This is a genomic window from Candidatus Accumulibacter aalborgensis (assembly GCF_900089955.1).
Classification (GTDB): Bacteria; Pseudomonadota; Gammaproteobacteria; order Burkholderiales; family Rhodocyclaceae; genus Accumulibacter; species Accumulibacter aalborgensis.
This window is the reverse complement of the sequence record NZ_FLQX01000135.1, coordinates 14171-33062: the sequence shown is the minus strand read 5'-3', so window position 1 is coordinate 33062 and position 18892 is coordinate 14171. Positions and strand designations below refer to the sequence as shown.

Sequence of the window (18892 nt, the reverse complement as noted above, 5' to 3'; positions counted from 1 at the left end):
ATTCCCACCCACCTCGGATGTCAGATAAGCAAGCTCCCGCTAGCGAACTGCCTCAGTGCGCCTCGTCCCAGTTCGCTCCCTCGCCCACATCGACGACCAGCGGCACGCGCAGGCTCGCCCATTCGGTCATCAGGCGCGGCAACTCGCCGCGCACGCGCACCAGTTCGTCGTCGGGCACTTCGAGGACCAGTTCGTCATGCACCTGCATCAGCAGGCGCGTCTGCAGGCGCTCGGCATCGAGCCAGCCCTGGACGACGATCATCGCCGTCTTGATCAAATCCGCTGCCGAGCCCTGCATCGGCGCGTTGATCGCTGCCCGCTCGGCGCCCTGGCGACGGCCGGCCTGGCTGGAGCGGATTTCGGGTAGCCACAGTCGGCGGCCGAAAACCGTTTCGACGTAGCCCTGCGCCTTGGCCGTCTCGCGAGTCGTCGCCATGTAGTGCGCGACCCCTGGGTAGCGAGCGAAATAGCGCTCACTGTAAGCCTGTGCGGCGCCTCTTTCGAGGTCGAGCTCGCGCGCGAGGCCAAAAGCACTCATGCCGTAGATCAGTCCGAAGTTGATCACCTTGGCGACGCGCCGCTGATCGGGACCGACTTCGTCCGGCCGAACGCCAAAGATCTCGGCGGCGGTCGCCCGATGCACATCCTCGCCCTGCGCAAAGGCTGCCAGCAGACGCTCGTCCTCGGAGAGGTGCGCCATGATGCGCAGCTCGATCTGCGAATAGTCGGCGGAGACGATTCGGCTGCCGGGCGGAGCGATAAAGGCGGCGCGGATGCGCCGGCCTTCGGCTGTGCGCACCGGGATGTTCTGCAGATTGGGGTCGCTCGACGCCAGCCGACCGGTGACCGCCACCGCCTGCGCGTAGCTGGTGTGCACGCGCCCGCTGCTGGCGTTGACCATTTTCGGCAGTTTGTCGGTATAAGTGCCCTTCAACTTCGCGAGCTGTCGCGATTCGAGCAGGATTTTGGGCAGTGGATAGTCGAGCGCCAACTCGGAGAGCACTTCCTCATCGGTCGATGGCGATCCGGTCGGCGTTTTCTTCTTCACCGGCAGGCCGAGCTTGTCGAACAGGATCTCCGCCAACTGCTTCGGCGAGTTGACGTTGAATGGCTGACCCGCCGCCGCGTGCGCGCGCGCTTCGAGTTCGAGCAGGCGCTTGCCGATCTCGTGGCTCTGCTGGGTCAGCAACTGCGCATCGATCAGCACTCCGGTCCGCTCCATGCGGAAGAGAATGTCGCGTACCGGGATTTCAATTTCGCCGTAGACGCGCGCCAGACCGGCGTCGGCGGCAATCTGCGGGTATAGCCGGTCGTGCAGGCGCAGGCATAGATCGGCGTCTTCGGCAGCGTACTCGGCTGCCTTGTCGATCGCCACCTGGTCGAAGCCGATCTGCTTGACGCCCTTGCCGCAGAGCGCCTCGTAGGGAATCGTCGCCAGTCCGAGATGGCGCGTTGCCAGTTGGCCCAGATCGTGGCCGCGCACGCCGTCCTTGCCTGATTCAAGGACGTAGGACTGCAGGAGCGTATCGTGTCTGACGCCGGCCAGAGCGATGCCGTGGTTGGCCAGAACGTGCTGGTCGTACTTCAGATGCTGGCCGATCTTGGCGTGCTGCGCCGATTCCAGCCACGGCTTCAGGCGGGCCAGCACTTCGTCGCACGGCAATTGTGCCGGCGCGCCCGGATAGTGATGGGCCAGCGGCAGATAAGCCGCTTCGCCCGCCGCCACAGCCAGTGACAGGCCGACGATGCGCGCGGCAAAGGGATCGAGACTGGTGGTTTCGGTGTCGAGCGCGGTCAGCGGCGTCTTGCCGATCTTCTGCAACCAGCGCTCGAAAGCCTGCCAGTCAAGGATCGTTTCGTAAGCCGCACGGTGCGCATCGGTGGGCAGCAGATCGGCTTGCACGGCCAGCGAAGTCGGTGACGTGCCGGCCGGCGCCGGCGCAGCGCCGGCTGCTGATCGTTCGCTCTGCGCTTCCCTGAGCCACGAGCGCATCTCGTAGTGCGAAAAAAGCTCGATCAGACGCGGGTGATCGGGTGCCCGCGGGGTCAACTCGGCCAGCGTCAGCGGCAAGTCGAGATCGCAGCGAACCGTGACCAGGCGCCGCGCCAGGGGCAGGAAGTCGAGCGAACGGCGCAGGTTCTGCCCGATCACGCCGCCCATTTCCGCTGCCGCCGCAATCACTCCGTCGAGTGATCCATACTGGGTTAGCCACTTGACCGCCGTCTTGGCGCCCACCTTGTCGACGCCGGGAACGTTATCGACGGAATCGCCGACCAGGGCCAGATAATCGACGATCCGTTCGGGCGGCACGCCGAACTTGGCCATCACGCCGGCCTCGTCGAGCGCCTCGTTGCTCATGGTATTGATCAGCCTGATGTGCGGACCAACCAGTTGCGCCAGATCCTTGTCGCCGGTCGACACCACCACCTCGACGCCCTGCGCCGCCGCTTGCCTGGCCAGCGTGCCGATCACATCGTCGGCCTCGACACCGTCGATGATCAGCAATGGCCAGCCGAGAGCGGCGATCGCCGCGTTCAGGGGTTCGATCTGGCGCACCATGTCGTCGGGCATTGGCGGGCGGTTGGCCTTGTATTGCGGGTACCAGTCGTCGCGGAAGGTCTTGCCCTTGGCGTCGAAGACACAGGCCTTGTAGGCAATTCCCGCAGCCTGGTAGTCGCTCTCCAGTCGGCGCAGCATGTTCAGCACGCCATGGAGCGCACCGGTCGGCTCGTTCTGCGTCGTCCGCAGGTCGGGCAGGGCATGGAAGGCGCGGTAGAGGTACGATGATCCGTCGACCAGCAGCAAGGTAGGCATAGGTGGGCAGTGGAATCGGTGAATTGATCGGTCGACCCATTGAATCGGGGACGAAGGAAAGACGGTTCCCCAGCAAACCCAGATGCTCCTGGCACAGTGCTGCGCGTGCCATAATGCTGGCGGGCCCTCGGCATTATGGACCACGGGCAGGTTTTTTCCCATCGCGATTCCTGTAAGGAGAGGATATGAGAATGATTCGCTTGCTGGCTGCACTGTGCATGCTCGTGGCAATTCCGTTGGCGCAGGCGGCGGACAACCTGCAGGCGTTTCCAGCCGCCGATGAGGGAATGATTCGCTACGTCCTCCAGCTTCCGAAACTGGATGAAGAATCCGATTCCCGAGTGGAGTTGATCGTCGGCAGGACGGTCGAGGTGGACCCGGGGAACCGCTACTTCTTTGCCGGCAAGATTGAGGAAGAGACGATCCGTGGCTGGGGATTTTCACGCTACCTGGTCAGCAAGCTGGGGCCGATGGCGGGCACGCTGATGGCCATCGACCCGAACGCAGCGAAGGTGAAGCGCTTCATCATGCTTGCCGGCGAACCCTTTTTCGTCCGTTACAACAGTCGCTTGCCGATCGTGGTGTATGTGCCGGCAGGCGTTGACGTGCGCTACCGGGTATGGAGCGCCGCACCGCAAGCGAAGGGGATGGAAAAGGGCTGATGCGTGATCGATACCATTCTGCTCACCGCTGCGCGGATCTGCACTTTCCAGCAGCAGCGGGCGCTGACCAATGCCAGCGGGTTCTTCTTCGCGCGTGGCGAACGGCTCTTCGTGGTCACCAGCCGGCACGTGATGCTCGACAAACCGAGCCGGCATTTTCCCGACCGGATCGAGATAGAACTGCACATCGACCCCGAAAACATGGCCGAATCGACGGGCTTCTCGATTCCGCTGTACTGCGGCAGCAATAGCCTCTGGCGTCAGGGCCTGGACAAGGCTGGCGACATCGACGTGGCGGTGATCGAGATTGAACGCGCCGCGCTGCCGGCAACGACGGTCTATCGGGCGTTCACGCCGGCACACCTGCCGGGTCCTCAGGACCAACTGGAGGTCGGCTCCTCCTTGCTGGTCGTGGGTTTCCCGCTCGGCTTCCACGACACTCTGCACCACATGCCGGTGGTCCGCCAAGCGGTGATCGCCTCGTCGTTCGGCCTCCGCTTCAAGGGTGAGGGCTACTTCCTCACCGATGCGCGTACTCACCGTGGGACGAGCGGTGCGCCGGTCGTCCTGCGCGTTGCTGGCCCGCCGCCGACGCAAGACGACCTGCCCTGGCTGTTGCTTGGCGTCCATTCGGCGCGGCTCGATGTCGGTACGCGGGACCGCCGACTGGACGAAGCACTGGGCCTGAACTGCGCCTGGTACGCCGACATCCTGATCACGCTCACCGAACACTGACCAGTGGCGCCGGGTATTCCAGGCAACCCGCACGGTGTGCGGTGGGCAGTGTGAATTCCTCGTCTTCGCGACCGGGAGATCGACGCTTCTTGGTCCCTGAAAACCACAGCGCTGGAAGCTCAGCGCATTGGCCTGTGCTGCCTGTCCGTCACAATCCTGCAACATTCGGCACCTAGACTCCAGGGGTCCCCTCACTGAAGCCCGGAGATTGAAGATGAATAGCAAACGCACCCTGCGGCAGTTGTCCGTTCTGGCCGCCACCATGTCCCTGAGCCTGTCGGCCCTGGCCGTCGACATCACCGGCGCCGGCGCGACCTTTCCGGCGGCCATTTACAACAAGTGGGCTGAAGCCTACAAGGCAGCCACCAAGAGCCAGGTGAACTATCAGGCCATCGGATCTTCCGGTGGCGTCAAGCAGATCAAGGCCAGGACAGTCGACTTCGGCGGCAGCGATGCGCCGCTGACGGAGTCGGATCTCGACGCTGCCGGTCTGGTGCAGGTCCCCACCGTGATGGGCGGTGTGACCATCGTGATCAATGTCCCCGGCATCGAATCGGGCAAACTGAAACTTGATGGTCCGAGCACGGCTGACATCTTCCGCGGGGCCATCAAGAAGTGGAACGACCCGGTCATTGGCGCTCAGAACCCCGGCCTCAAGCTGCCTGATCTGGCCATTACCCTGGTCTTTCGTTCCGATGGTTCGGGTACCACCTACGTCTTTTCAAACTACCTGGCCAAGCAGTCGGCGTCTTTCAAGAGTGAGGTCGGTGCCGGCAACAACGTGAACTGGCCCGCCAACGGCGTCGGCGGCAAGGGTAACGCCGGTGTGGCCGCGAACGTGCAGAAGATTGTCGGCACGATCGGCTACGTCGATATTGCCGATGCCATGAAGAACAGGATGACCTTCGCGGCCCTCAAGAACAAGGCCGGCAAGCACATCGTGCCAAGCCAGGAGTCCATTGCCGACGCTGCTGCCGGCGCCAACTTCAAGGTCAAAGGAATGGCCCCCGACCTGCTTGACCAGGCGCACAAGAACGCCTGGCCGATCACCAGCGCCACCTACGTCCTGGCCTATGCGAAGGGCACTGACGCTGCCAGGCAGAAGGGCGTGGTCGACTTCTTTTCCTGGGCCCTGAACAACGGGCAGAAGATGGCCACCGAGTTGGGCTTCGTGCCTTTGCCCGCCAGTGTGGCGAAGATGGTTGAGACCGAGATGAACGACGTCAAATAGGGTCTTCCAGTGACTTTGTCCGGAAATTCCGTGGCCCACCGAAGACCCCCGCAGAGAATGCCTGCACCAGACAGGAATGATCGCCATGAGCGAATTGACTACGGCCGTACCTTTTGACATGCCAGTAGCTGTCGATTTCCATGCGCGTCAGGTCCGGAAGTTCAAGTGGCAGGACACGATCTTTCATCAGCTCACCCTGTTCTTCGCCTTCATCGTGCTCGTCGCGCTGGCGGGCATGCTGATTGCCCTGGCGGTGCAAGCGATGCCCGTGCTGAGGCAATCCGGCCCAGCCTTTCTCTGGACCGACGTCTGGAATGTGCCGGACGACAAGTTTGGTGCGCTCGCCGCCATCTACGGTACGGTGGTGACCTCGGTGATCGCGCTGTTGATCGCCGTTCCGGTCAGCTTCGGCATCGCCTTGTTCCTCACCGAAACGTGTCCGGCCTGCTTGCGCCGCCCGCTCGGCACGGCGATTGAACTGCTCGCTGGTGTGCCATCGATCATTTACGGCATCTGGGGTCTGTTCGTTTTTGCGCCGTTGTTTGCCAAGCACGTGCAACCTTGCTTGCAGGCGATCTTCGGCAAGGTGCCGGTGATTGGTGGCTGGTTTGCTGGTCCGCCCATCGGCGTCGGTATCCTCACCGCCGGCATCGTGCTGTCGCTGATGGTGATTCCCTTCGTTGCCTCGGTGATGCGTGACGTGTTCGAAACCGTTCCAGCGCAGCTCAAGGAGTCCGCTTATGGCGTCGGTTGCACGACCTGGGAAGTGGTCACCGGTGTCGTCCTGCCCTACACCCGCGTTGGCGTCATCGGTGGCATCATGCTCGGCCTTGGCCGTGCACTCGGCGAAACGATGGCCGTCACTTTCGTCATTGGTAACGCCAACCGCATTGTGGGCAGCCTTTTTGCGCCGGGTACATCAATCGCTGCCACGCTGGCCAATGAGTTCGGTGAAGCCGATCCCGGGCTGCACATCTCGGCTCTGTTCGCCCTCGGTCTGGTGCTGTTCATCATCACTTTCCTCGTGCTGGCAATGTCTCGCTGGTTGATCCAGCGCGGTATCGCCAGGCAAGGCAGGTGAGAAGCCCATCAGGAGCATTGCCATGAATCTGTATTCCCGCCGCATCCTGACCAACCGCATCGGCGTTGCGCTGTCGATGACCGCGATGGCCTTCGGCCTGCTCGCCCTGCTGTGGATTCTCTGGACACTGTTCTACAACGGTTTTGCCGCTTTGAGCTTGGATTTCTTTACCCGCGACACGCCGGCACCGGGTACTGAGGGAGGTGGTTTGCGCAATGCCATCGTCGGCAGCCTGATGATCGTTGGCGTGAGCGCACTGGTTTCCACTCCGATTGGCATTCTTGCCGGCATCTACCTGGCCGAATTTGGCGCCACATCGAAATTCGCAGCCGTCACCCGTTTCGTCACCGACGTCATGTTGTCGGCGCCGTCGATCGTCGTCGGCCTGTTCGTCTACGCTCTGGCAGTGGCCACGCTGGGTGGTTTCTCGGGCTGGGCCGGGTCGCTGGCCCTGTCGCTGATTGCCATTCCGGTGGTCGTGCGGACGACCGAGAACATGCTCTTGCTGGTGCCCAACAGCCTGCGCGAGGCGGCGTTCGCCGTCGGCGCGCCGCGCTGGCAGGTGTCGTTGAAAGTCACCCTGCGCGCCGTTTCGTCCGGCGTGGTGACCGGCATCCTGCTGGCCATTGCCCGGGTCACCGGGGAAACAGCGCCGCTCCTGTTCACTGCGTTGAACAACCAGTTCTACAGTACCGACATGTCGGAACCGATGGGCAACCTGCCGGTGGTGATCTTCCAGTTTGCCATGAGCCCTTACGACAATTGGGTCAAGTTGGCCTGGGGCGGTGCTCTGCTGATAGCCCTGATGGTGCTCGCCATCAACATCATCGCGCGCGCCATCTTCCGCAAGAAGTCCTCAGTCTGAACCCGGAGTTCCTCATGTCCGCTGCTCTCCCTGCCGCCAATGCCAATGCCATTCTTTCAGTCCGCGACCTGAATTTCTATTACGGCGACTTCCGTGGTCTGACCAACATTTCGCTGGATATCGCGAAAAGCAAGGTCACGGCGTTCATCGGCCCTTCCGGCTGCGGCAAGTCTACGCTGCTGCGTACCTTCAACCGCATGTACGACCTTTATCCTGGACAGCGTGCCGAAGGGCAGATCAACTTCCACGGCAAGAACCTGCTGGACAGGAAGCAGGACGTGAACCTGGTGCGCGCCAAGATCGGCATGGTTTTCCAGAAGCCGACTCCGTTCCCGATGACCATCTACGAAAACATCGCTTTCGGCGTGCGGCTTTACGAGCGTCTGTCACGCTCAGCGATGGACGAGCGCGTCGAATGGGCGCTGCATCAGGCAGCGCTGTGGGACGAAACCAAGGACAAGCTGCAGCAAAGCGGTTTCTCCTTGTCGGGTGGCCAGCAGCAGCGCCTGTGCATCGCTCGCACCATTGCCGTAAAGCCGGAAGTCGTCCTGCTGGACGAGCCCACCTCGGCGCTGGATCCCATTTCCACCGGCAAGATCGAAGAGCTGATCAACGAGCTGAAGTCCGAATACACCATCGCCATCGTGACGCATAACATGCAGCAGGCGGGGCGCATTTCCGACTTCACGGCGTTCATGTATGTCGGTGAGTTGGTCGAGTTCGGCAGAACTGAAGAGCTGTTCATAAAACCGAAAAAGAAACAGACCGAGGACTACATCACCGGGCGCTTCGGTTGATCTGATGGCAAGTTGTGGCGACTGAAAACGGGAAATCCTCCGGCCAGGCCGGCGGATTTCCCGTTCTTGGTTCAGTTGCCGTCGTTCACCGCAGGTTCCGGGGCGATCACATCGCCTGTCGCGGTCGTCGCGTTCACGAACCGTGCATCAAGGCCTTGAGGATCTGCATGGAGTCTAGTGGCCGCAAGCGGCCCTTGTCCTCGCCGCCATAAACGGTACCGACCTTCTTCGCCGTGATGCGCTCAAGGTTCTCACTGTATGCCCTGGCCGGCAGCGGCAGATAGTTCACTTCCTCGACCACCCTGGCCGCATTCTTCATGCTGAAGTCGACGAACTGTTTGACCGCCGGCTTGTCGAGCGACTTTTCACTGACGTAGAGAAAGATCGGGCGCGAGAAGGGCTGATAGCGGCCGCTGCGAATGCTGGCCACCGTCGGCAGTACGGCTTCCTTGCCGTCACTGATCGCCACGGCCTTCAGCTTCTGCTGGTTCTCGACATAGTAGTCGAGGGCGACGTAGCCCAGCGCATCCTTGTCGGCGGCAATCCCCTGCACGAGCACGGCGTGATCTTCGGCCGTGGTCGCGTCGGTACGGCTGGCCTTCGCCGTGCCGACAACGACTTCGGTGAAGTACTCGAAAGTCCCCGAATCGGCGCCGGGGGCAAAGAGCTTGATTTTCTCCGCCGGCCACGCCGGGTTGAGGTCCTTCCAGGTGTTGATCTTGCCCTGTGCGCTCGGTTCCCAGAGCTTGCGCAGGTCGGCGATGCTCAGGCTCTTGACGAAAGTGTTCTGTGGATTGACCACGACGGTCAGCGCATCGTAGGCCAACGGCATCTCGTAGTAGCGGATGCCGGCCTTGGCGCACTCTTCCATTTCCTTCTTGAGGATCGGTCGTGAGGCACTCGCGATGTCGGTCTCGCCACGACAGAACTTGGCGAAACCGCCGCTCGTCCCGGAAACGCCGACATTGACGTGCACCTCGTGCAGCTTGGCGCGCTGGAACTCCTGGGCCATCGCTTCGGCAATCGGATAGACGGTGCTCGATCCGTCGATCTTGACCACCGCTTCCGCACAGACGGCCAGCGGGCTGAAGGCGAGCGCAGCGGTGAAGACGAGTGAGGTGAAGCCGACCGTTGCGAAGGGAGAGGACAGAATGCGCTGCATGAGGAGTCTCCTTGGCTGGAATGGATGGAAACGACGGATCCTTCATGCGTCGATCTGCTGCCGGCTCGATGATGGTTCGTCGTTGCAAAACATTCTACAGGTCCCGGCTGGCACACGTCCGAGTGATTTCTTGCCCTGCCAGCCGATGAGCGACCGTCAGGACGGGCTCTCGCGGGCCCTGCCCTGCCTGCGCGGGTTCAGCGCTCGAAATGCCAGCTCGCCCGCCAGCGACTGGCCAGCGGTCCGAGCGGGCCGACTGCCAGCGACAGCAGGTACAGCGCGCCGAGCGTCAGCACGATTGCCGGTCCGGCCGGCAGATTGACGTAGTACGACAGCAGCAACCCGATCAGCGAGCCGAGAATTGCGGTGAGCACAGCGATCAGCAGCAGCGGACCGATATCACAAACCCACAGGCGCGCCGCTGCCGCCGGCAGAATCATGATTCCCACCGCCATCAAGGTGCCGAGGGCGTGGAAACCGGCGACCAGATTGACCACCAGGAGGACCATGAAGCCATAGTGAGCTACCGGTCCGAGACGGCTGATACGCGCCAGGAAAGCCGGATCGCAGCCCTCGAGCACGAACAGCCGCAGCCCGATCGCCAGCGCCACGACCGATACCGAGGTGAAACCGGCGAGCAGCAGCAGCGTCGCGTCGTCGAGTGCCAGCACGCTGCCAAAGAGAACGTGCAACAGATCGACGCTGCTGCCGCGCAGCGAGATGATCAGCACGCCGGCCGAGAGCGAGATCAGGTAGAAGGTGGCCAGACTGGTGTCCTCCTTGATCACCGTGTGGCGCGCCACGCCACCCGCCAGCACGGCCACCGCCAGGCCGGCGACCAGGCCCCCGATGGTCATCGCCGGCAGCGACAGTCCGGCGATCAGATAGCCGACGGCGGCGCCCGGCAGGATCGCATGCGACATCGCGTCGCCGGCCAGACTCATTCGGCGCAACATCAGGAAGACGCCGACCGGCGTCGCCCCGAGCGACAGCGCCAGGCACCCGGCGAGTGCCCGGCGCATGAAGCCGAACTCGATGAAGGGCGCGAGCAGCGGTATGCTGGCCAGCGTTTCAGTCATTCGGCATCCTGCTCGTTATGACAAACCGGGGCGTTCCCCTGGTCGCCGCGCCCTTCTGCGAGTTGGCGGGCACGGCGCAGGTTCTCGTCGCTGAGCACGCTCGCCGTGTCGCCGCGCGCGACCACTTCACGCGCCAGCAGGAGCGTCTCGGGGTACTCGTGCAGCACGTGTTCGAGGTCATGCAGTACCGCGATCACCGTTCGCCCTTCGTGGTGCCAGTGCCTGATCAGCGCGGCCAGGTCACGGACGCTGGCCGCGTCGATCGCGCCGTAGGGCTCGTCGAGCAGGACCAGCGGCGCATCCTGGAGCAACACGCGGGCAAAGAGCGTGCGCTGCAACTGGCCACCCGAGAGCGAGCCTATGGGTCGGCTCTCGAGCCCGGCGAGGCCGACGGCGCCGATCGCCTCGTCGATGCGCCGCCGCTGGGCGCGATTCAGTCCGCTAAAGGCACCGATCTCGCGCCACAGACCCATGGCCACGAAGTCATGGACGACCATCGGGAAGCTGCTGTCGAGCGTCGCCAACTGGGTCAGGTAAGCGATCTGTTGGCGCTGCACGCCGTGCAATTCGACTTGGCCCTGCAGCGGCCGCAGTTCGCCGGCAATCGCCTTGAGCAGCGTCGACTTGCCGGCACCGTTGGGGCCGACGATGGCCAGCAGGCTGCCGGCGGCAATTTCACCGCGCAGGTGGTGTACCGCCGGATGGCGGTTGTAGCCCAGGGTCAGGTTGTCGAAACGCACGATTGGGCCCGCGCGTCGTGGAGGCGACAACGGTGTGACTTGCGCTGCAGCGTTCAATCGAGCGCCCAGAGGACGGCGGTCCACAGCAACACCAGCGCGCCGACTGCCCAGATCAGCCGTGCCGCGGCGCTGGCGCAGAGAACCGAATTGCGCTTCGCGATGCTGGCCGACAGGGTAGGGCGTGTGGAGGAAGGCATCAGGGAGGCGGGTGCTTGGTTTGTTCAGGCTTGGCGCGGAGCGCGAATCTTGCCTCGCGAGCGAGCCAAATGCAACCCCGTTGCGCAAAATGTGTGGCGGCGACCAAGGCCCGGGGGCGCCTTCGGGTCGGTGACTTCACCCGACTCGTCAATGAGCTGGTCCATCATTTTCTGCCGCGCTGCGAGCCAGATTCCTCCGACAAGATGACTGAAACCGTGGCCTACCTCGACGCCCAGCGCGAAAAGGTACTGCCGATGCATGAGCATCTGAAGAGCACCGTGACGCACATGGACGAGAGCAGGCGGTTGCTTTCTAAGTTCATGGGCAGCCCGGAGTGCGAGAAGCAACTTGAGCTGATGTGGCTTCAGGCTAGTCCGCTTGTCAAGCTGTTGCGTGATGTGGCTACCCGGTATCACCGCAAAGACGGATGGACGTATCTCGCGCAGGCCGGTGACCTAGCTGCGAAGGAGATGCCAGAAGAAGTCACGAGCCTCAAGGAACGGTACGGCTTGAAGACGCTCAAGAAGCTATTCGTCGGTTGCAAGACCTTCGATGTTTTTGATGAGATCCTGTCGGATGGGCGTTTCAGGACACTCTACAAGAACACGGGAATGCACTGACGGCCAGATTTTATGAAGCCGATCAGCTGTCGACAAAAACGTGTGCCGCTTGTCTCTGCCCCAAAAAGCGCTCGGTCTGGGCGATGGCTTATCGCGGCAAACAACGGCGGTTGGACGGAACCGCCGCTGACGTGGTCAGGGGATAGGCGGCGATTGTTTCGGATCAAACCTTTCGCAACGACATCTTTCGGTGGCCGCCTGGTGTGCGGCGACGATGTGCGCGGGCATCAGGCCTTGTCCGGCGCGTCGTCGGCAGCCTTCTCCTCCTGCCGGCACGCCTTGCGCAGGAAGGACATCTGCTGCCGATAGTGGTGACAGCCAGTGCACAGCAGCGTGTGCAGACGCAGGCCAAAACGCTCGCCGCCGGCGAGTTCGCGGTCCATCTCGTCGGACATCAGTCTGACGGCTTCCCTGCAGGGCATCATTCTGTCTTGGCTCCGGCAGCGAACCATTTCTGATCGAGGCAGATACGCAGCCCCATGCGTGCCCGGTGCAGCACGACCCAGCAGTTGTTGCTGCTCATCGACAGCTCCTCGCAGATTTCGTCGGTATCCAGGCCGAGCATCTCGCGCATCATGAAGACGCGCGCTGTTCCCGTCGGCAGCCGGTTCAGGCAGGTATCGAAGACGGCCCAGAAGCGCTGGTTCTCGAAACTCTTGACCGGGTCTCCCCAGTCGGCAGGTCGGGCGTCGCGTTGCCAATGGCCGTTGCTCTTGAACAGCGGGTCGAAATCGGCGTCGTCGATCTCTTCTTCGGGGTCCTGGTAACTCGGTTCGCGCACCCGTCGCCGGATGATGTCCACGATCTTGTTTCTGAGGATCGAAAACACCCAGGTTTTGAGCTTTGCCCGCTCGGCGAAGCGGTCGGCCCCCTCCAGCGCGGAGAGCATCGCTTCCTGCACCGCATCTTCGGCGCTGGCCTGATCACGCAATTGCAGCACCGCGAAGCGCAGCATGTCGCGCCGAAAACCGGCCAGTTCGGCGGCGATGGCCGCAGCGGCCGGGGGCAGTTTACCGCGCCTGCCGGCTGCGGGTGGCTGGTCATCGACGCTGCCGGTATCATTCGCCATCATGCGGCGGCGCCGTCAGCGAACGATTGCCACGGGAGGAGGGGGGTCGGCACGGCGGTGATCTCCAAACGGTCCGGACTGCGCAAGAAAGACCGCAGTTTAACGCCAAGCGATGACTCGCAACAGTCTTGCCGGGTGGCAGGCCGCGCGCGCCGCTGGCCATGGTCTGCAGCCCGTTTTGCGGCTGCCAAAAAAGCCGCCACAGATCGCGAAATGGCATAAGATGAGCAGCCCCAAAAACCATTGGCCAGGAGACAGAGATGCACATCGGCGTACCCAGGGAAATCAAGAACCACGAATACCGCGTTGGCCTGACCCCGTCTTCGGTTCGGGAAATGGTTGCCCACGGTCATCAGGTGACGGTGGAAACCGGCGCCGGTAGAGACATTGGCGCCACCGACGAGGTCTATCAGAAGGCCGGCGCGACGATTGCGCCAACCGCCGAGGAGATCTTTGCCACCGCGGCAATGATCGTCAAGGTCAAGGAGCCGCAGGCTGGCGAGCGAGCGATGCTGCGCGAGGGCCAGATTCTGTACACCTACCTGCATCTCGCACCCGACCCCGAGCAGTGTGCCGACCTGGTCGCTGGCGGTGCGGTGTGCATCGCCTACGAGACCGTCACCCAGCCTGGCGGCGGCTTGCCCCTGCTGGCGCCGATGTCGGAGGTCGCCGGTCGACTGTCGATTCAGGCCGGCGCCTACTGTCTCGAGAAAGCGCACGGCGGCATGGGCATTCTGCTTGGCGGCGTCGCCGGCGTTCCGTCGGCGAAGATCGTCATTCTCGGCGGCGGAGTCGTCGGCTCGAACGCCGCCCAGGTCGCCGTCGGCACGGGTGCCCAGGTGGTCGTCATCGACCGAAACATCGACGTCCTGCGGCGCATGGATCGTTTGCTCGGCGCGCGCGTGATGACCGTTTTCTCGAATCGGGACAATGTCGAGCACCACGTACTGCGTGCCGATCTGGTCATCGGTGGCGTGCTGATTCCGGGCGCTGCGGCGCCGAAGCTGATCACCCGAGCGATGGTCGAGGTCATGAAGCCGGGTTCGGTGATCGTCGATGTGGCCATCGACCAGGGCGGCTGCTGCGAGACGGCCAAAGCGACGACCCATGCCGACCCGACGTACATGGTCGGCAACGTCGTGCACTACTGCGTCGCCAACATGCCGGGTGGCGTACCGCGCACCTCGACCTACGCGCTCAACAATGCGACGCTGCCCTTTGCCCTGCAGATCGCCGACAAGGGCTGGCGACAGGCGCTCAAGGACGACGAACACCTGCGCAACGGCTTGAACGTCGCCTTCGGCAAGGTCACCTGCCGTGAAGTCGCCGAAGACCTCGACTACCCCTATCACGATGCGCTTTCGCTGGTTGCCGGCTGACGACAGTCTTGATCGGGTTGGCGCAGCGCAACCCGACACCGCTTGCTGAGGACCTTCGCTTCAAGGAGGCGCACAAGCGCGGGGTCCATGAATTCGTACCTGCGAAGCGCTTTCATGCCGAGGCATGATTTGCGCTGTTGACGACTGCGACTATCGCGTCTGGGGTGAGGAATGGCACCGTGATGGGGTTCGCCAGCTCACCCCAACCTAGGCGCTTCAGCGCCATCCTGCTAGCCCGGAATCTCGGGTTCGACGAGTGTCGCGAGTTGGGCAAGAGACTCCTGCCAACCGAGATAGCACATCTCGACGGGAATGACTTCGGGCAGCCCTTCCTGCACGATGTTGATCTCGGTGCCGCACGACACTTTCATCAAGGCGACCGTCACCTGTATTTCCCCGGCCAGGTTCGGATCATCGAATTTGTCCGTGTAGCGGATTCGCTCGTCGGGAACAAGTTCGAGATACTCGCCACCGAAAGAGTGACCGTTTCCTGTGTTGAAGTTGGTGAACGACATCCTGAAAGTTCCGCCGACCGTGGCGTCCATGTGGTGCACCTTGCACGTGAAGCCGTGCGGAGGTATCCACTTTGCCAGTGCGTCGGCATCCAGGAATGCCCGATAGACACGCTCCGGGGTGGCTCGGAGCACACGATGCAGTCGAACAGTACCTGTGGGCATGGTCATTTCTCCTTTCAATGGTACTTTGAGGGGAAGTTTGCGGCGGGAACGTGTGGCAGCTTTCGCCGCGATGCGCGTCGTCATCGTATCATCACCTGAAACTGACGCGCCAACAGTTCCCGGTTCAACTCCAGCGTGGCCGACGCCTCGTCAAGCGCCAGCGCCGGGAAACGGCCTACCAGCGGCTGACGCTCATGGGCTTGTGGTCGTCTTCGGCAAGCCGATCACGGGGAGCGTTGAAGCACGATGGTTTCGACCTGCGGCCGCTTCATGACGCGGGTTTCCTGCGCTTCGCGATCGCCAGGCACTGCATCAACCGGCGCTCCGCCGCGCTCGTTTCACCGTCCTTAGCGATGCGCTCGATGCCGAGAAAATGCCGCCGAAACGCCGCCAGGACGGCGGCAGGATTGGCAACGTCGTAACCGATGGCCTGCAGGGCAAGCAGAGGATCGGCAGGATCCGGGTTTGGCGTCAGCGTTAGCGCTTGTTCGTCGCACCACAGGCCGAACCCCTGTCTGGCCAGGCGTTCCCAGGGGAAGTGCCGACTCGGATCGACTTTTCGCCGCAGGGCCACGTCGCCGTGCCCGAGGAAATTGCTCGCCGGAATCCGGTAACGTTCCTGCAAGCCTTTCAACAGATCGAGGAGAGAGAGGATCTGCGCTTCCGAGTAAGGTTCGGCGCCGGTGTTGTCGAGCTCGATGCCGATCGACGCCGAGTTGAGATCGGTGTCACCTCCCCAGTACGAAGCGCCAGCGTGCCAGGCGCGCCGGCTTTCGTCGACGAGCTGGTACAAGGTGCCGTCGCGTCCGATCAGGTAATGCGCACTGACTTCGCGCGCCGGGTCGGTGAGCGTCCTGAGGGCACGGTCGACGGTGCTGTTGCTGGTGTCGTGCAGGATGACGAAATTTGGCCGACGGGCATTGTGGTTTGGCGACGGAACCACAATGGCCCGTTCCTCTGGACCTATCGGAAGTCCGCCGCAGCCGGCCAGGAAAGCGCAGGCGACAGCGAGACGCGTGGCGCGCAGAAGGCGAGAAAATGACCTCGAACGCCGGCGGACGCAGTCGCGAAGGTGATTTGCCTGTTGTCTGGCAACGGGCCGATCAGGAGGCCAGGAAGCGATCCGGGCGATGAGTGCACAGCGCGTCATGCCGATATTCTAACGTACAATGATCCGGGTTCCGGCATGGGCATGGTGAATCTCCCAAGCAAGAAGACCGCCAAAGGCGTGTGCCTCGGGCCGTCGGGTGGTGAAACGGGCTGTGATTGTGGCAATGGCTACGTCACTGCCATCAGGTGTCCGGCGTCGCGCGGACGACTTTGCTGCCGTCGGCGATCAACACGAGCAAGGCGCGAAGGTGACGCCAGCCACTCGTCAACGACGCAGGGCGACCCGTTTGGCCTGGGCGCCGAAGAGGCCTTCGGTCTGCGCGATCACCCAACCCGCGGCGAAGAATTGTGGAAACGCAAGCGGAAAACTCAAGAATCGTGAGCGTCTGACCTTTTGGGGCTCACCTGCTGAGCTACAGTCCCGGCATAACGGGCCGACCAATACACGGGGAGCAAAGATGAATGCGGACCGAATCGATCGCGCACGCGGTGCGCTGCTGGGACTGGCGACTGGCGACTGGCGATGCCGTGGGCACCGCCGTCGAATTCCGCCGCCGCGGCAGCTTCCCGGAAGTTACCGACATGGTCGGCGGCGGGCCATTCCGGCTCAATCCCGGAGAGTTTACGGACGACGCGTCGATGGCCTTGTGCCTCGGCGCCAGTCTGTTGGCCAGGGGGTTCGATCCCCAGGACCAGATGCTCCGTTACCAGGACTGGGCGCAGAACGGCTACATGAGCAGCAACGGCCGCTGCTTCGACATCGGCGGCACCGTCAGCCAGGCTCTGCGGCAGTTCCGGCGCTACGGTAATCCGCTGTGCGGCTCGACCGACCCGCACAGCGCCGGGAACGGCTGCATCATGCGCCTGGCACCAGTGCCGATCCGCTACCTCGACGACATGAAGTTGGCCGTGCAGTATTGCGGCGAGCAGTCGCGCACCACGCACGGCGCCGACAAGGAGGCGGTTCTCGCCGTGCCCGACCACGCGGGTGAGTTACCCCCGAAGCTCGCGGCGATCGCTGCCGGCGGCTATCGGGCCAAGACGCGAGCGCAGGTCAAGGGCAGCGGCTACGTGGTAGAGAGCCTCGAAGCGAGCCTGTGGTGCTTCCAGCAGACCGGCAACTACCGCGAAGCCGTGCTGATGGCGACCAATTTCGGCGACGACGCCGACACCACGGCAGCGATCACCGGCCAGATCGCCGGTGCCTTCTACGGCGAGGCCGGAATTCCACAGGAGTGGCTTAAGAAGCTGGCCATGGGCGAAATGATCGGCACGATGGCCGAGAAACTGCTGCCGGCCGTGGCAACGGCAGCCACATGACCACGCCCGCTCCACCCGAGCGGCCGATCGCCGCAACCCGCAACGATTGGCGGGATCTCAAGCCGATGACCGAGATGCCGGTCCTCATGCCGCTGTATATCCCGTTCACGGAAGCGCAGATGGCGAACATTCGCCTCGGATATGTCCCCGTTGCGATGGAGGAGAAATGGTTCGCCTATTTCGCGGACAGTGGATTGCACATTTACCGAAGCTGGACCGGGTTCTACATGTTCCGCATCCATTTCGAACCGAGGGCCGATGGCTGGCGCGCCACGCATGCCGAGATCAACATGGACCCGGCATACTTCAACGGCTCACTGGAGGAAGCCAGGGGCTCACTACTCGCGGAACTCGGCAAGGCAGTCATTCGCTACTTCGACCTCGATCCGGATTACTACGATGGTGAAAATCTCTCCTGCATCGTCTCCGAAGGTCTGGCTGGTGTCTCGCTGCAGATCGGCAGCCTCATCTCCAAAGCGGTCAAGGACGCACACTGCGACATGGAGGTGTTGCTCGAACGTCTGCAAGTGTTGGAAGCCTTTGTCGCCGCCGTGCTGCTGGGCACCAACACGGTCTACATGCCGGGACGGACGCTCAAGGATTACGTCTGGGAGCGTGCGGCGGCCGAAGTCGAGACTGACGAGGGCGAGGTCGAGGAGCGGGCCGCCGATGCAGACGAGTGGCGGGCGGATGAGCCCGAACCGGAACCAGGGCCGTCCCTGCATCCGCGCCTGGACGAACATGGAAAGCCCGTGAAACTAGGGCACCCCAGTACCCCGACGAAGCTTTCCGCCTGGTATGATCCCGGCAAGACGGCTATGGTCATCCCGGACGGACCAATGCCCACGGAGATCAACGGCCTGCCTTTCCTCTCCTGGGCGAATGCGCCGACCACCGACCTCGAATGGAAGAGCGTACAGGGCCAGATGGCGGACCTCGTTGAACCGACCTTTCACGTCGGATCGGGTAAGCACGCTGCCGCAGGTGTCGTCGTCGAGGAAGCGGATGGCCGCGTGTGGATCGTTCATCCCAGCAACGGCTTCGGTGGCTACAGCGCGACCTTCCCCAAGGGCAGGGTCGATGCAGCCGGCTTGCCGCTGCAGGCGGTGGCGATCAGGGAAGCCCTCGAGGAATCAGGGCTCCAGGTGCAGATCACCGGGTTCCTGGCGGATTCGCAGCGCACAATGACGACGACCCGCTACTATCTGGCCCGGCGCGTCGGCGGTAACCCGGCCGACATGGGATGGGAGTCGCAAGCGGTGTCGCTGGTGCCCCGAGCGGCACTGGCCAGCTTCCTGACCAATAGCAAAGATGCGCCACTGCTCAAGGCGCTGTTGAAGTAAACAAGAACC

The 18892-nt window shown here is 62.9% G+C and carries 19 protein-coding genes; 10 read left to right on the top strand and 9 right to left on the bottom strand.

Features of this window, described 5'->3' with window-relative positions; genetic code table 11:
• Positions 1–52: 52 nt before the first annotated feature.
• Positions 53–2815, bottom strand: a complete 2763-nt coding sequence (gene polA / locus ACCAA_RS16030; RefSeq protein ID WP_186408260.1) for a DNA polymerase I — start codon at positions 2813–2815, stop codon at positions 53–55.
• 185 nt (positions 2816–3000) lie between these two features.
• Here polA and ACCAA_RS16025 point away from each other — a divergent pair, with 185 nt between their 5' ends.
• From ACCAA_RS16025 to pstB, 6 genes are all read left to right on the top strand, one after another.
• Entirely contained in the window at positions 3001–3477 is a 477-nt protein-coding gene (locus ACCAA_RS16025; RefSeq protein WP_186408259.1) for an ecotin, read from the top strand.
• A 3-nt stretch (positions 3478–3480) separates the two neighbouring features.
• Positions 3481–4212 carry a S1 family peptidase gene (locus ACCAA_RS16020; RefSeq protein ID WP_186408258.1) on the top strand — a complete coding sequence of 244 codons (732 nt, stop codon included), beginning with the start codon at positions 3481–3483 and terminating at the stop codon, positions 4210–4212.
• A gap of 214 nt (positions 4213–4426) precedes the next feature.
• On the top strand, positions 4427–5443 hold the full coding sequence (pstS, locus tag ACCAA_RS16015) for a phosphate ABC transporter substrate-binding protein PstS (protein ID WP_186408257.1): 1017 nt from the start codon (positions 4427–4429) through the stop codon (positions 5441–5443).
• Positions 5444–5528: 85 nt separating this feature from the next.
• Entirely contained in the window at positions 5529–6524 is a 996-nt protein-coding gene (gene pstC, locus ACCAA_RS16010) for a phosphate ABC transporter permease subunit PstC (protein WP_186408256.1), read from the top strand.
• A gap of 22 nt (positions 6525–6546) precedes the next feature.
• Positions 6547–7389, top strand: a complete 843-nt coding sequence (pstA, locus tag ACCAA_RS16005) for a phosphate ABC transporter permease PstA (protein ID WP_186408255.1) — start codon at positions 6547–6549, stop codon at positions 7387–7389.
• A gap of 14 nt (positions 7390–7403) precedes the next feature.
• On the top strand, positions 7404–8186 hold the full coding sequence (pstB, locus tag ACCAA_RS16000) for a phosphate ABC transporter ATP-binding protein PstB (protein ID WP_186408254.1): 783 nt from the start codon (positions 7404–7406) through the stop codon (positions 8184–8186).
• A 133-nt stretch (positions 8187–8319) separates the two neighbouring features.
• Here the strand turns inward: pstB and ACCAA_RS15995 are convergent, their stop codons facing one another.
• The 4 genes from ACCAA_RS15995 to ACCAA_RS15980 all read right to left on the bottom strand — a co-directional run bounded on the left by ACCAA_RS15995 (position 8320) and on the right by ACCAA_RS15980 (position 11364).
• A complete protein-coding gene (locus ACCAA_RS15995; RefSeq protein ID WP_186408253.1) occupies positions 8320–9348 on the bottom strand; it encodes a PstS family phosphate ABC transporter substrate-binding protein in 1029 nt (342 codons plus the stop codon).
• A gap of 197 nt (positions 9349–9545) precedes the next feature.
• The gene (locus ACCAA_RS15990) at positions 9546–10427 is read right to left on the bottom strand and encodes a metal ABC transporter permease (protein ID WP_186408252.1); all 882 of its coding nucleotides are present in this window, start codon (positions 10425–10427) and stop codon (positions 9546–9548) included.
• Positions 10424–11167 carry a metal ABC transporter ATP-binding protein gene (locus ACCAA_RS15985; RefSeq protein ID WP_245754612.1) on the bottom strand — a complete coding sequence of 248 codons (744 nt, stop codon included), beginning with the start codon at positions 11165–11167 and terminating at the stop codon, positions 10424–10426. Before ACCAA_RS15985 ends, ACCAA_RS15990 begins: the two co-directional genes overlap by 4 nt.
• A gap of 53 nt (positions 11168–11220) precedes the next feature.
• A complete protein-coding gene (locus ACCAA_RS15980; RefSeq protein ID WP_186408250.1) occupies positions 11221–11364 on the bottom strand; it encodes a hypothetical protein in 144 nt (47 codons plus the stop codon).
• A gap of 93 nt (positions 11365–11457) precedes the next feature.
• On the opposite strand from ACCAA_RS15980, the gene ACCAA_RS15975 reads away from it, so the two are divergent.
• Positions 11458–11985 (top strand): LOTUS domain-containing protein, encoded by a 528-nt coding sequence (locus tag ACCAA_RS15975; protein ID WP_186408249.1) that lies wholly within the window; start codon positions 11458–11460, stop codon positions 11983–11985.
• A gap of 227 nt (positions 11986–12212) precedes the next feature.
• On the opposite strand, the gene ACCAA_RS15970 is transcribed toward ACCAA_RS15975, so the two are convergent.
• Entirely contained in the window at positions 12213–12410 is a 198-nt protein-coding gene (locus ACCAA_RS15970; protein ID WP_186408248.1) for an anti-sigma factor family protein, read from the bottom strand.
• Entirely contained in the window at positions 12407–13057 is a 651-nt protein-coding gene (locus ACCAA_RS15965; RefSeq protein WP_186408247.1) for a sigma-70 family RNA polymerase sigma factor, read from the bottom strand. The genes ACCAA_RS15970 and ACCAA_RS15965 overlap by 4 nt, the downstream gene beginning before the upstream one ends.
• Positions 13058–13314: 257 nt before the next feature.
• Here ACCAA_RS15965 and ald point away from each other — a divergent pair, with 257 nt between their 5' ends.
• A complete protein-coding gene (gene ald / locus ACCAA_RS15960; RefSeq protein WP_186408246.1) occupies positions 13315–14433 on the top strand; it encodes an alanine dehydrogenase in 1119 nt (372 codons plus the stop codon).
• 230 nt (positions 14434–14663) lie between these two features.
• Here ald and ACCAA_RS15955 read toward each other — a convergent pair whose 3' ends face one another.
• Positions 14664–15110, bottom strand: a complete 447-nt coding sequence (locus ACCAA_RS15955; protein WP_186408245.1) for an SRPBCC family protein — start codon at positions 15108–15110, stop codon at positions 14664–14666.
• A gap of 268 nt (positions 15111–15378) precedes the next feature.
• Complete coding sequence (locus tag ACCAA_RS15950; protein WP_245754611.1) at positions 15379–16053, bottom strand: N-acetylmuramoyl-L-alanine amidase; 675 nt, start codon at positions 16051–16053, stop codon at positions 15379–15381.
• 629 nt (positions 16054–16682) lie between these two features.
• Between ACCAA_RS15950 and ACCAA_RS15945 the strand changes: the two genes are divergently transcribed.
• Entirely contained in the window at positions 16683–17540 is an 858-nt protein-coding gene (locus tag ACCAA_RS15945; RefSeq protein WP_342674066.1) for an ADP-ribosylglycohydrolase family protein, read from the top strand.
• Positions 17537–18883, top strand: a complete 1347-nt coding sequence (locus ACCAA_RS22185; protein ID WP_245754610.1) for an NUDIX hydrolase — start codon at positions 17537–17539, stop codon at positions 18881–18883. The genes ACCAA_RS15945 and ACCAA_RS22185 overlap by 4 nt, the downstream gene beginning before the upstream one ends.
• Positions 18884–18892: the final 9 nt, after the last annotated feature.